This is a genomic window from Corallococcus sp. AB049A (assembly GCF_003668885.1).
GTDB classification, from domain to species: domain Bacteria; phylum Myxococcota; class Myxococcia; order Myxococcales; family Myxococcaceae; genus Corallococcus; species Corallococcus interemptor.
This window is the reverse complement of record NZ_RAWL01000259.1, coordinates 1-12,316: the sequence shown is the minus strand read 5'-3', so window position 1 is coordinate 12,316 and position 12,316 is coordinate 1. Positions and strand designations below refer to the sequence as shown.

The following is a 12,316-nucleotide window of genomic DNA, read 5'->3' as shown; positions in this document are numbered from 1 at the left end:
CCCGCCGCCTGCGCCAGCGGCGCCGCCGCCCTCGCCAGGTCCGGCAGCGCCGCGACGCACGCCCACACGAGCCCCACGTAGAACAGCATCGCCAGCACCAGCGAGCCCACCGTCGCCATGGGCACCGTGCGCTCCGACGCGCGCACCTGCCCCGCGATGACCGGCACGATCTCGAAGCCCTGGTAGGCGAACATCACCGTCAGCCCCGCCTTCAGCCACGACGCCCCCGTGGCGGGCAGCGGCGGCGGCACGTCCTGGTCCGGCAGGAGGAAGAACGCCCCGAGCAGCAGCGCCAGCGGCACGAGCTTGAGCACCGTGAGCGCCGTCCACGTCCTCGCCGACACGCGGATGCCTGACGCCACCAGCGCCGCCAGTCCCGTCACCAGCGCGGAGGCCAGCAGCCGCTCGCCCACCGGGCCTCCCAGGCCCACCGATGGCGCCACCGCCCGCGCCAGGCCCGCCATCACCGCGGACGTGCTCAGGAAGGCGCTGACGTAGGCCACCCAGCCGACGAGGAACGACACCCGTTCTCCGAACGCCGCCCTCGCGAACACCACGGGCCCGCCATCCGAGTCGAACCGCCGGCCGAGCACCGCGAACGCGAACGCCACCGGCACCAGCGCCAGCCCCGTCAGCGCGAAGGCCCACACCGCGCCCAGGCCGGGCGCCTGCGCCGCGACCTCCGCGGGCGCGAAGAAGATGCCGACGCCCACGATGCCGTTGACGCCCAGGGCCAGCAGTTGGAGGGGCCCGATGGTGCGCTCGGGCGCGACGCCGGAGGGAAGGGTGGACACGCCTGGGACTTCACTACACCCGCGCCGTGCGCGCCATCGCCGAGCCCCACCTCAAGGCTGGGAGAGCAGCACGCTCAGCGCCGCCATGCGCCCGGGCGCGGGCTCCTTCTCCAGCGACTTCGGGATGGCGACGAAGACGTCGTTCTCCCGCTGGTCGCCGCAGGCGCGCGTCCCCCGGTAGTGCTTGCGGTCGCGCTCGATGATGAGGTTGTAGCCGCACGGCCCCACCGACCCCGTCAGCGCGTCCGGGCTCAGCGTCAGCGACGAGGGCTGGCCCGCGAAGGTGCCCATCATCTCCACGACGTCGGGGCGCTCGTCCACGGTGAGCTCCACGGGCTTCTTGTCCACGGTGCCTTCGATGCGCCGCTCCGACAGCTTCAGGTCCACGGGGCGCTGGAAGGCCTGGCCCTTCAAGGCATTGTCGGAGAGCTGGAGCTTCATTTCCGGCCCCTGGAGACCTTGCGCGGTGACGCTCGCACGCACGGTCGTGTCGTGGGTCCGCAGCTCCAGGGTCTCGGCCTTCTTCGCGACAGCGGATCCGCCCGCGAGCAGGGCGGCGACGGTGAGGATGCGAGCGGTTCTCATGTCGTGAAGTTGGGGCGCCGGGGCGCGCGCCACCAGGGCCGTGCTCCGGCTGCCCGGCGGGCCGCATGTCTGTGATATCCGTGCGCGCGTGTCCCGCACTCGCCTGCTGGCCCTCCTCGTCGCATTCGTCGCCATCGTGGTCGCCACCTGGCAGCGCTCCCGCGCGGTGGAGCGGCTGGGCCAGGACTTCGATGAGGCGACCTACCTGCCCATCGCCTTCACCTACGCCCACCTGCTCGACGAGGGCCGCTGGGGCGACGTGGGCAAGGTCCGCGAGAACTTCGAACACCCGCCGCTGGTGAAGCTGCTCTTCGCCGAGGCCGTGCGCGTCTCGGGCGCGTCCGAGCCGGACTGGTCGGACGTCCCCATGGGCCGGCCCATCCCGGACGCCGCGCGCCCCACGTTCAACGTGACGCGAGGCCTGTCGGCGGTGGCCGGGGTGCTCCAGGTGGGGCTCGTCGCCTTCGTGGATCCGCTGGGCGCGCTGCTGCTCGCGTGGGACCCGTACCACACGAAGTACACGTCCCAGGCGTACCTGGAGGCGGTGCCGGGGCTGCTCGCGGTGCTCGCGCTGCTCGCCTTCGAGCGCGCCCGGCGCAGGGGCTTCGCGCCGGGATGGACGGCGGTGTCCGGCGTGCTGCTGGGGATTGCGGCGGCGGGGAAGTATCCGTATGGCCTGGTGGGCGGGCTCACGTTCCTGCCCTTCCTGGTGATGGGGGCGCGCACGCAGTGGCGTCCGTGGGCCGCCATCGTCGTGTCCACGGCGGCCGCTTTCATCCTGGCGAACCCCGCGCTGTGGGCTTCGCCGTTCGCGTCGCTGTGGGAGTCCATCACCTTCCACTGGAACTACTCCCACAACGAGCACGTGCGCCGCGCCGGGCTGCCCTGGTATCAGCCGCTCGCGTTCCTCACGGACACCTGGCTGTCCAACTCCGACCCCGGCATCTACCTCACGCACTTCAACGGCCGGGCGCTGCTGCCGCTGGCGGTGCTGGGCCTGCCCCGGACGTGGCGCGAGCGGCCCGTGTGGGCGGTGGCCGCCGTCGTGGGGCTGGTGTTCCTGCTGCTGTGGAACACCAAGTGGCCGCAGTACCTGCTGCTCGTCCTGCCCGCGCTGTGCGTCTGCGCGGGCGGCGGAGTGCGGACCGTGGCCAGCGGGGTCGTGCTGCTCTTCCGCAAGGTCCAGGGCTCGCGCGTCAGCGCAGGTGCGTGAAGACACACGGATCCGCGGGCAGGTCCAGGTCACACGTGGGCATCAGGCACGTCACCTGCGCGCGCCGGGGCAGGGGCACCCAGCCCGAGCGCAACAACAGACACGCCGAGGTGCCGGGCCCTCGCAGCATGCCCGCGAACGCCACACCCCGGCGCTCCATGTCCTGCATGGCCACCTGGAGCAGCCGCTGCCGGTCCTCCGAGGACACCGCGGCGTCGAACGCCATCAGGTCCACGACCTCCGCGGTCAGCTCCCCCACGCCCGTCATCAACAGGCTGTGTGAGCTGACGAGCCCGCGCACCTCGCCGTCCTGCTCCAGCACGAAGGTGCGCGGCACGTCCCGGTACTGGAGCTGGGCCGCCAGCTGCTCGGTCGTGTACGTGTAGCCCAGCGTCACCGGGCGCAGCATGTCGCGGACCAGCGTCATGCAGCGGCCCAGGTCCGCGGGCTGGTAGGGACGGATGCCCTGGCCGTCCGCTTCCCGGAAGCGGTGCCGCAGGAGGGGATGCGCCAGGGTGAAGAGCCGCCGCTCGTTGTCCGTGAAGGACCAGCCGGCGAGCGCCTTCGCATCAAAGGCATACATCCACAGCCCCAGCCCGCCGAACAGCCGGGTGTTCCACGCGCGCCGCCAGAAGCCCGGGGGACGGGGCTCCGTCGTCGTGAAGCCCAGGGTGAGCCGCGCGGCCCGGTCCTGGTGCCGCCGGAGCAGCTCCTTCGCGAGCTTCGCGCCAATGCCCTGTCCCCGATGGGAGTTCGTGACGGTGGCCCGCAGTCCATAGCTGCCGTCCACCTCCACGCGTCCCAGGCGCAGCCTCGCGGGCTCCGCGAAGAGGGTGCCCACCAGGTGCCTTCCCTCGTACGCCGCCAGCAGGTAGTCGCGCGGCGCCTGGCCGTCCCGGAACAGCCTCCAGTCGCAGAAGCGCTTGTCCCAGACGGGCAGCGGCGCCGTCTTTCCATAGGTGGATTGCCAGACGCGGTTGAGGAACCAGGAGGCCTCGGACGCGTCGCCTTCGAAGGTGCGCACCTCAATCATGGCCTGCCCCCGGGGACAGGATGCCGAAGCGCCCGGGAAGGGCGTGCCGCACGCATGCGCCATGAGCTTGCTTTCATGGCGCTGAAGGTAGGGAGGGCGGCCGGGCTGGAAACCGGCCGCCGAGGAAGCTCCCTCCCTGGCTGTCATTGCCGAGTCAATGCCAGCCCTTCCACGTGCGGTGGTCCACAGGCACCGCGCTGCCAGGGCGGGGCAGTGTGCGGAGCTCGCCGTCGCAAACGCGGTTCAGGGCGCGGCGAGCACGAAGTCCGCGTACACCGCCCCGTGGTCGGAGCCGCCGTAGCCGCCGTTGGGGTCTCGGGCCACGCGGAAGGAGCCCGGGACGTACGCGCCGCCGTCGTTGGGCGCGAGGTAGAGGTGGTCGATGGCCTGACCCCTGCCCGAATAGAAGTACGTCCAGGTGGCGCTGTCCGGCCGGTCCCTGCCGACGCGCAGCAGCGATTCATCCATGGCGTTGATGGGGTCCGAGCCGGGCACGTCGTTGAGGTCCCCGCCGAGCACCACCAGCGCGTCCGGGAACTCCTTCGCGGATTCGACGAGGATGATCCGCGAGGCGTTGGCCTCCGCCATGCGGCGGTCCGGATCGTCATTCACCTTGGAGCGGAAGTGCGCCGCGAAGACGATGACCCGCCGGCCGTCCACGTCCAGGTGCACTTCGAGCAGGTCGCGCGAGAAGCGCGTGAAGGAACCGTCCGGCTTGATGATGTACTGGTTGCGGTGGCTGCGCGTCTCGATGATGGGGAACACGGACAGCACCGCCACGTCCACCGAGGCCGGGGAGTAGGTCTCTCCGAGCATCGAGTAGCCGTATGCGGGGACCCGGGCCAGCAGTCCGTCCAGCGACTGCTGCGTCTCGACCTCCTCCAGCATCACGATGTCCGCCTGGAGCGCGTTGATGGCCGGGCCCAGCTGGGCCACCTGCGCCTGGAACTCCGCCTCGGTGGGAAGCTCCTCGTAGTTGGAGCCGCCGCAGGAGCCCGTGTCGCAGACGGTGTCGAAGAGGCGGTGCACGTTGTACGCCGCGATGCGCACGTGCGCGCCGGACGGCAGGGGCGCCGTGCCGCTGTCGGGCTGCGGGCAGTTGCCCTGGACGCAGCCTCCGGCGTCTTGAGCCGGCGGGGTTTGGGGGGACGTGCCGTCACATCCCGCGAGCGCGAGCACCAGGCCCCACAGGGCGAGGGCCGGACGGGGACGGAAGCGGAAGGGGAGCCGCGTCAGGGGTGACATCGGGGCGGCAACCTAACATCGACCTTGTTTCGAGGCTGCCCGGACCGCCTGGGAGTGTCCGGCGACGCGGCGCGGCTCGCACCTTCACGCAGGGCGCTGACTCCACGGACCCTGGGTGGGGCCGACCGGCCACGCGAGGGCCGGCGCCGTTCGGCGTGCCCCCGCGACCGCTCGCCCCCGAGGCCCCCAGCCGTGCCTCCGGGCGTGTGCATCCTGTGCGCGTTCCGGGTGCTGACCCGCCCGAGAGGTGCCGACGCCATGACCCCGTCCGTTCCCATGTCCCCGCTTCCTCCTTCTCCCGCTCCTGCCGCCACCGTCCCGGGCGGGTCGGTCCTGCCGTGGGTGCGCGCCCCACGCCGGATGCTGGCGGCGTCGCTGGCCGTGGGCGTGCTCGCGGAGGTCCTGCTCGAGACGGCGCGATGGGGCCTGGGCTTTCCGCTGGTGGTGGCCGCCCTGGTAGGCGCGCTCGTGTGGCTGGGCGGACGGGAGGGCTGGCAGCGCGCGCGCCCCAATGCGTGGCTGCTGGCGCCGCTGGGACTGGTCAGCGCCTTCGTGGCGGTGCGGGACAGTTCGTGGCTGCTGATGCTCAACGTGGTGACCGCGGCCGTGCTCCTGATGATGCTGTCGCACTTCTGGGCCGCGGGCCGCGTGCAGCGCCTGGGCCTCATCGACTATGTCCTCGTCTTCTTCGGCTCCGCCGCGCAGAGCCTGCTCTACCCGCCGGTGCTCGTGCGGGACAGCGTGGACGTGCGTGGCCTCAAGGCGCACTCGCGCCTGTTGGGGGCGCTGACGCGAGGCCTGCTGCTGGCGCTGCCGGTGCTGTTCGTGTTCGGGGTGCTGCTGGAGTCCGCGGACGGCATCTTCTCCTCCACCGTGGGCCGGCTGTTGTCGTTCAACCTGGACATGGAGTTGATGGTGGTGCGCGGCCTCGCCGTGGCGTTCAGCGCGTGCGTCGCCGCGGGTGTGCTGGGTCATGCGCTGCGCCGCCGCGCCCCGAAGGAGCTGGGGGACGCGGAGGTGGTGTCCGCTTCGCCGCGTCTGGGATTCGTGGAGGCGCTCACGCTCATCTTCGCCGTGAACGCGCTGTTCTTCGTCTTCGCGGCCTTCCAGGTGTCGTACCTGTTCATCGGTGACGCGTCGTCGCCCGCGGCCGGCTACACCTTCGCGGAGTACGCGCGGCGCGGCTTCTTCGAACTGGTGGTCGTCGCCTCGCTGACGCTGGTGCTGGTCATGGCCCTGGCGCACTGGACGCGGCGGGAGACGCGCATGGCGCAGACCGTCTTCCGCGCGAGCACGTCGCTGATGGTGGCGCTGACGTTGATCATCCTCGCGTCCGCGATGCGGCGCCTGTCGCTGTACGAGGACGCCTTCGGCTACACGCTGCTGCGCGTGCACACGCACGTCTTCATGTGGGCGCTGGGCGCGGTGCTGGCCTGGCGCGCGGTGACGCTGTGGTGGAAGCCGGAGCGCTTCGCGGTGGGTGCGTTCGCCACGGCGCTGGGCTCGGTGCTGGTGCTCAACTTCCTCAACCCGGAGGCGTTCATCATCCGCCACAACCTGGAGCGGTATGCGCGCACCGGTTCTTTGGACACCGAGATGTTCTACGACATGTCCGCGGACGCCGTGCCCGGGCTGGTCCAGGCGGGCGCCCACCTTCCGCAGGAGCACCAGTGGCGGGTGGCGCCCGTCCTGAAGCAGCACCGCATGCGGCTGGAGCAGCGGGACTCGTTTTCGGAGTGGAATGTCTCCCGCTTCCTCGCCCGCCGTGCGCTGCCGCGGACAGGGGCGTGGAGTGAGCCCGTGAATCCGTGAGGCACCCTGGCTACATTGCGGCGCCATGAGCGAAGTCGCCGGACGCCGTGCCCCCCTGCCTCCCATTCCCGCGGTCCTCATCTCCGTGGTGAGCGTGCAGGGGGGCGCCGCGCTCGCGAAGGGGCTCTTCCCCGTGCTGGGCGCGGTTGGGGCCGCGGGGCTGCGGCTGGTGCTCGCGTCGGTGATGTTGCTGGCGTTCTTCCGCCCGTCCCTCCTGCGCTACACGCGGGCGCAGTGGGCGGCCATCGTGCCGTATGGCGTGGCGCTGGGCGTGATGAACCTCACGTACTACCTGTCCATCTCGCGCATCCCGCTGGGGCTCGCGGTGACGCTGGAGTTCGTAGGGCCCTTCGTGCTCGCGGTGGTGGGTTCACGCAAGGCCTTGGACTTTTTGTGGGTGCTCTTCGCGGCGACGGGCATCGTGTTGATCACCCCGTGGACGGCGAAGCCGGGCTCGCTGGATCCGCTGGGCGTGATGCTGGCGCTGACGGCGGGTGGCTGCTGGGCCCTCTACATCCTGATGGGCGGGAGGCTGTCGCGCCGGGTGCCGGAGGGGCAGGGCGTGGCGGCGGGCATGGTGGTGGCGATGTTGACGGTGCTGCCCTTCATGCTGCGCGAGGGGCACCTGGAGCGCATGACGCCGGGCCTCTTCGCGGCGGGCCTGGGCGTGGCGCTGTTGTCCAGCGCGCTGCCGTACACGCTGGAGATGATGGCGCTGGGCCAGCTCTCCAGCCGCACCTTCGGCATCCTGATGAGCCTGGAGCCCGGGGTGGCCACGCTGGTGGGCTGGCTGGTCCTGCGCGAGCAGCTCACGCCCCTGCAATGGCTGGCGGTCGCGCTGGTGAGCGTGGCGTCCGCAGGGGCAACGCTGACGGCGAAGCATCCCCCTCCGCCCGTGGAGGCGTGATCAGAATTCGTGGACCGCCAGGTCGAAGCCGACGCTCAGCGGGAGTCCTCGATGGACGATGCCTCCCGGCATCAGGGGAGCGAATCCAGCGCCGCGAGCAGCCGTCCCACGTCCTCCGCCGTGTTGTAGTGCAGCAGGGACGCGCGCACCGCGCCGTCGGGCATGAGCCCCAGCGCCTCCGCCGCCATCGTCGCGTAGTAGTGCCCCGCCGCGACGCCCACGCCCTGTTCCGCCAGGTGCTCCGCCACCGCGCGGGGCGCTACGCCGGTGACGTTGAAGCAGAACGTGGCGACGCGGCCGGCGGACGTCTTCGGTCCGTACAGTCGCACGCGCGGGTGCCGGGACAGCTGCTCCAGCGCTGCCTCCAAGAGCGGCTGCTCCAGCTGCGTGATGCGCTGGAAGGCCCGCGTCAATCCCTCGCGCCCCGGCTGGCCACCGCCCAGCACGTCGCGCAGGTAGCGCAGGGAACCCAGCCATCCCGCCCAGCCTTCGTGGTTCGCCGTGCCCGGCTCGAACTTCTGCGGACCGTCATCCGGCATGAACCACAGCTTGTCCGCGGGCAGGCCCGCCAGCAGCTCTCTCCGCACGTACAGACAGCCCAGGTGCGGACCGAAGACCTTGTACGGCGAGAACACCGCGAAGTCCGCGCCCCATGCCCGCACGTCCGGAAGGTGATGCGGACTGGAGTGCACCGCGTCCACGAACAGCCACGCGCCCACGCCGTGCGCCACCTCCGCCGCGGCGGCCACGTCCGGCGTCGCTCCCACGGAGTTCGCCGCCGCGGACACCGCCACCAGCCGCGTGCGCGGCGTGACGAGCTTCTTCAGCTCGGACGCCTCCAGCCGCCCCTCCGGCCAGCTCGCGCGCCAGGTGCTCACCTTCACACCCTGCGCCTCCAGCGCGCGCCACGGGGCCGCGTTGGATTCGTGCTCCAGCTCGGAGATGACCACCTCGTCGCCTGGTTTGAAGAGGCGTGAGACGGCCCGGCCCACCTGGAAGGTGAGGGCGGTGGCGCTGGGCCCGAGCATCACCTCGTCGGGCCGGCAGTGGAGGAACTCCGCCGTCTCCTCACGCGCCCGGGCCTTGAGCGCGGTGGCCACGCGGGACGCGGGGTAGGGCTGGCCCACGTTGCAGCTTCCACCCGAGAGGAACTGGTGGATGGCGTCGATGCAGTGCGTGGGCACCTGCGCCCCCGCCGCGTTGTCCAGATAGCTGAAGCCGGACCGCAGGGCGGGGAAGTGCTCGGCGAAGGGGGAGGACATGGTGCGCGAAGCATAGCCCTCCGCCCGGGTGCGCGGACTACGGCGTGCCGAAGTCCTGCGTCCAGTACGCGCGGTACGAGCTGGACGGCGCGTTGTAGTAGCCGATGCCCGTCTGCTTCAGCGCGCCGTTCATGATGTTGTTGCAGTGGCCGGTGCTGGCCATCCAGCCGTTCACCACCGCCGTCGGCGTGCTGTAGCCCGCGGCGATGTTCTCCGCCGCCGTCCGGTAGCTGTAGCCCGCGGACGCCATGCGCTGCCACGGCGTGGAGCCGTTGGAGCCCGTGTGGCTGAAGAAGTTGTTCGTGCCCATGTCCTTGGAGTGCTTGCGCGCCGCACAGCGCAGCAGGTCGTTGTTGACGAGCGCGCCCACCGCCGGCTTCACCACGCCGCCACAGGTGGCGCCCGCCGCGCGGCGCTGGTTGACGAGCGTGAGCACCTCGTTCTCGAACGCCACCCAGGCCGGGTCCCACGTCGTCACGTCATCGCAGTACGCCGCGCTCGCGCTCAGCCCGTTGCCGGCGACGTCCGTCTGGACCGGCGGAACGACGACGCCTTCACCCGCTTGCGTGGGAGCCTCCTCGCCTCCACAGCCACCCAGCAGGGCAGCGGCGCTCAGCAAACTCAGACACAGGGAACGGGACGAGGGCTTCATGGACAGACCTTTCGCCGGCGGGGGCCGGCCAGGGGGAGGGGTTCAGCGGAAAGCATCTTTGTCCATGATTCCTGGTTTGTGCCAGGGACGCGCCGTGCATTGTGATTGACGCGTGAAACGACAGGGTTGTGTCAGCGGTGTTGGTGACGGAAAGTTCCTGCAACGTGATGACGCCTTCCGCTGTGCCTGCCGCTCGTTCCGTGGTGCTGGACACCAACGTGGTGCTGGATGTGTTCGTCTTTGATGACGCCTTCACGCGGCCATTGAGGCAGGCGCTTCGCTCGGGCGCGCTGACGGCGTGGGCGGACCGGCACACGTTGAAGGAGCTGGCGCTGGTGCTCGCCTATCCCTCGTTCAAGCTGGCGGCGGACGCGCAGCAGGCGGTGCGTGACGCGTACGGCGCGCTCGTGCGCGTCGCGGACGGCGAGGGCTCACCGGTGGAGCTGCCGCCGTGCCGCGACCGGGATGATCAGAAGTTCCTGGAGCTGACGGCGCGCGCCGGTGCGGCGTGGCTGGTGAGCAAGGACCAGCGCGTGCTGTCGATGGGCGGCGGGCGTCGCCTGCCCTTTGAAATCCTGGCACCCCGGAAGGCCGCCGCGCTCCTGGAGGCGGGGGCGGCGGATCCGTGACTCAGGGGAGCAGCACGCCGTGCGCGGCGCAGAAGAGGATGGCGGGGTAGGTCGCGACGAACGCGAAGAAGAAGGGGTTGAGGCCCATCACCAGCGAGTTGGTCGCGTGGAACACCACGCCCCATGCGAGGAAGACGAGCGCCACGGTGGGGCCACCCACGAGGGCCAGCGGGAACAGGGCCTCCACGCCGACGACGGACCAGCTCAAGAGGCGCGTGAGCCACGGCTGGCGCGCCAGCATCGCGGCCACGGGGCGCGTGCCGTGGGCGCGGGTGTTGAAGACGAGGAACACGGCCTGGCCGTCGCGCCACTGCGGCCCCAGGGCCTTCCAGACGCCCGTGGTGAAGTAGGCCAGGCAGCCCTGGAGCGCGATGAAGGCCAGCCCCGCGTCCCGCACGCGCGGGTTCCCCGGCGCCAGCGCCACCAGCAGCAGCGCCACGTTGAGCAGCCGCACCATGCGGTCCGAGCCGTCCTTGCCGAACTGCAGGCGCATGGAGACGAGCAGGTCCGTCACGAAGAGCAGCGCCAGGGCCGCGAGCACCAGCGGCGCCGGCAGCGCGGGCACGAGCAGCGCCGCCGCGCAGAGCGCTCTCAGCCCCAGCCAGCCCAGGAAGCGGGCGTGGGACACCAGCGACACGGCGAAACGCAGGACGGGGCCGCCCTTGAACTGCTCCAGCAGCTGGCGCAGCAGCGGCCAGCCGGAGAAGCCGCCGTCGGCGTGGTCCCGCCAGTTGGCCAGCAACTCGCCCGTGGTGATGAGGATGCCCAGCGCCATCAGCACGCGGACGGCGTACAGCGCCAGGTCGGGGGTCTCCGTGAAGGGAATCATCGCGCGTGCAGCTCCGAGACGAGCACCATGCGCGACGGCGTCCGGGCCTCGTAGCCAAAGGACTCGGCGATGGCGAACTGGAACGCGCGCGTGAGCGGGGTGCCGCCGCGCGACGTGATGAGCGCGAGGATGGCCGCGTAGCCATGGGCCTGCGTCAAGGGACCTCGCCTGGACTCGGCCTGCTGCACCAGCCTGGCCACCGCGGTGGCCACCGCCTTGCGGTGACGCCGCTCCGGGTTCCAGACCGCGCCCAGCAGCGAGCGGCGCTCCGCCAGCGGAATCTCGCGCCACTGCGTCAGCGTCCCGTCACACAGCGCCTCGCGGTAGAGCAGGTGGTAGTCCGACGCGGAGAACGATGGCGAGAAGAACATCCACCGGGGGATGAGCCCGAACACGTCGAGGGCGCGGAAGAGCCCCTGCAGGCGCATGGGGAGGAACTGGCAGACGAACGACACCGTGAACCAGGCCAGCAGCAACCGTGGGATGAGACGGATGAGCATGTCTTAACGTCCCTGCTCCCACCGCAGCCACGGCTGCCGGGCGGAGGGCGCGAGCGGTGGGAACTCCTGCTGGGCGAGCGACTCGAAGTCGTTCATCGCGGGCGGCGTCAGCACGACGCTCGCCTCCAGCGAGAAGCCCGCGCGCGCGCAATGGGTGCGCAGGGAGAGCTTCCCGGGCTCCAGCGCGGCGCCGGGAAAGTCCTGCACCCGCCACGTGAGGTCCGTCCTCGCATCCAGCACGAGCCCGGTCATCCACGGTTCGCCCGCGTAGCAGAGCTCCGCGACGTGCTCGGGCCACGCGGAGCCTTCGCGGCCGGCCTTCCGGCGCGCGTCGAGCACGTCCCTCGCGGAGGCGGAGGGGGGCGCGAGCGCTTCAGCCAGTTGGAGGTGCAGCGCGTCGCCCGCCACGGTCAGCAGGAGCGCGATGCTCCCCGCCGGTGCGAGCGGCGCGGGCGCTGGAGCGGGGAGGGTGTGGAGCCGGGGGATGGACCCGGTGGAATGCCAGCCGTCACGCGGCGCGTACGCGCCGTGAGGGCGCGCCGCCGTGGGAACGGCCGGGCGAAACACTCGCATCATGGGGAGGGCGCACTGCGGTGATGAAAGCGGTGGAGATGGCAATAGACGTGAAAGACTTCATTTCTGTCAATCAAGGCCAGAGCTGCCTTCACGCGCGCTCGGGGGGCAGGCGCGCAGGCGGTGAAATCCGGGATGGATGCTTGGAGTCATCCGCGTCTCGGGTCATCCTCGCCCCCGGTGCGTTCCTCACTTCTGATCCTCCTGTTCTGCGCCGGCTGTGCCGCGCGTGTCGTCACCCCCGTCCCGGCGCCCGCGCCGGCTCCGGCCCCGGTCCAGGCG

13 protein-coding genes are annotated in these 12,316 nt (G+C 71.2%); 4 read left to right on the top strand and 9 right to left on the bottom strand.

Features of this window, described 5'->3' with window-relative positions; translation table 11 throughout:
* Both D7X55_RS25160 and D7X55_RS25155 read right to left on the bottom strand, forming a co-directional pair.
* A partial coding sequence (locus D7X55_RS25160; RefSeq protein WP_147470201.1) for an APC family permease occupies positions 1-755 on the bottom strand: 755 nt, incomplete at its 3' end.
* A 90-nt stretch (positions 756-845) separates the two neighbouring features.
* Positions 846-1,379, bottom strand: coding sequence for a hypothetical protein (locus D7X55_RS25155; protein ID WP_121724417.1), 534 nt, complete (start codon positions 1,377-1,379; stop codon positions 846-848).
* Between the two features lie 88 nt (positions 1,380-1,467).
* On the opposite strand from D7X55_RS25155, the gene D7X55_RS25150 reads away from it, so the two are divergent.
* Positions 1,468-2,592: a hypothetical protein gene (locus D7X55_RS25150; protein WP_121724416.1), complete on the top strand. Its 1,125-nt coding sequence runs from the start codon at positions 1,468-1,470 to the stop codon at positions 2,590-2,592.
* Here the strand turns inward: D7X55_RS25150 and D7X55_RS25145 are convergent.
* Together D7X55_RS25145 and D7X55_RS25140 are read right to left on the bottom strand one after the other, a co-directional pair.
* Entirely contained in the window at positions 2,576-3,625 is a 1,050-nt protein-coding gene (locus tag D7X55_RS25145; protein WP_121724419.1) for a GNAT family N-acetyltransferase, read from the bottom strand. The two genes, D7X55_RS25150 and D7X55_RS25145, sit on opposite strands and share 17 nt — an antisense overlap.
* 243 nt (positions 3,626-3,868) lie before the next feature.
* A complete protein-coding gene (locus tag D7X55_RS25140) occupies positions 3,869-4,870 on the bottom strand; it encodes an endonuclease/exonuclease/phosphatase family protein (RefSeq protein WP_121724415.1) in 1,002 nt (333 codons plus the stop codon).
* A 258-nt stretch (positions 4,871-5,128) separates the two neighbouring features.
* Between D7X55_RS25140 and D7X55_RS25135 the strand changes: the two genes are divergently transcribed.
* Together D7X55_RS25135 and D7X55_RS25130 are read left to right on the top strand one after the other, a co-directional pair.
* Positions 5,129-6,682, top strand: a complete 1,554-nt coding sequence (locus D7X55_RS25135) for a DUF4153 domain-containing protein (RefSeq protein WP_147468281.1) — start codon at positions 5,129-5,131, stop codon at positions 6,680-6,682.
* Positions 6,683-6,707: 25 nt separating this feature from the next.
* The gene (locus tag D7X55_RS25130) at positions 6,708-7,589 is read left to right on the top strand and encodes a DMT family transporter (protein ID WP_121724413.1); all 882 of its coding nucleotides are present in this window, start codon (positions 6,708-6,710) and stop codon (positions 7,587-7,589) included.
* Positions 7,590-7,660: 71 nt separating this feature from the next.
* Here the strand turns inward: D7X55_RS25130 and D7X55_RS25125 are convergent, their stop codons facing one another.
* Together D7X55_RS25125 and D7X55_RS25120 are read right to left on the bottom strand one after the other, a co-directional pair.
* Positions 7,661-8,851: a cysteine desulfurase-like protein gene (locus D7X55_RS25125; RefSeq protein ID WP_120550708.1), complete on the bottom strand. Its 1,191-nt coding sequence runs from the start codon at positions 8,849-8,851 to the stop codon at positions 7,661-7,663.
* 37 nt (positions 8,852-8,888) lie between these two features.
* Positions 8,889-9,503, bottom strand: a complete 615-nt coding sequence (locus tag D7X55_RS25120; RefSeq protein WP_121724412.1) for a CAP domain-containing protein — start codon at positions 9,501-9,503, stop codon at positions 8,889-8,891.
* Positions 9,504-9,670: 167 nt separating this feature from the next.
* Between D7X55_RS25120 and D7X55_RS25115 the strand changes: the two genes are divergently transcribed.
* Positions 9,671-10,132 carry a putative toxin-antitoxin system toxin component, PIN family gene (locus tag D7X55_RS25115; protein ID WP_121724418.1) on the top strand — a complete coding sequence of 154 codons (462 nt, stop codon included), beginning with the start codon at positions 9,671-9,673 and terminating at the stop codon, positions 10,130-10,132.
* A gap of 1 nt (position 10,133) precedes the next feature.
* Here D7X55_RS25115 and D7X55_RS25110 read toward each other — a convergent pair whose 3' ends face one another.
* From D7X55_RS25110 to D7X55_RS25100, 3 genes are read right to left on the bottom strand one after another with little or no spacing between them, the layout of a single operon-like run.
* Positions 10,134-10,961, bottom strand: coding sequence for a hypothetical protein (locus D7X55_RS25110; RefSeq protein WP_120550710.1), 828 nt, complete (start codon positions 10,959-10,961; stop codon positions 10,134-10,136).
* Positions 10,958-11,461, bottom strand: a complete 504-nt coding sequence (locus D7X55_RS25105; RefSeq protein ID WP_120550711.1) for a hypothetical protein — start codon at positions 11,459-11,461, stop codon at positions 10,958-10,960. Before D7X55_RS25105 ends, D7X55_RS25110 begins: the two co-directional genes overlap by 4 nt.
* A gap of 3 nt (positions 11,462-11,464) precedes the next feature.
* Positions 11,465-12,037, bottom strand: coding sequence for a hypothetical protein (locus D7X55_RS25100; protein ID WP_147442863.1), 573 nt, complete (start codon positions 12,035-12,037; stop codon positions 11,465-11,467).
* Positions 12,038-12,316 lie beyond the last annotated feature (279 nt).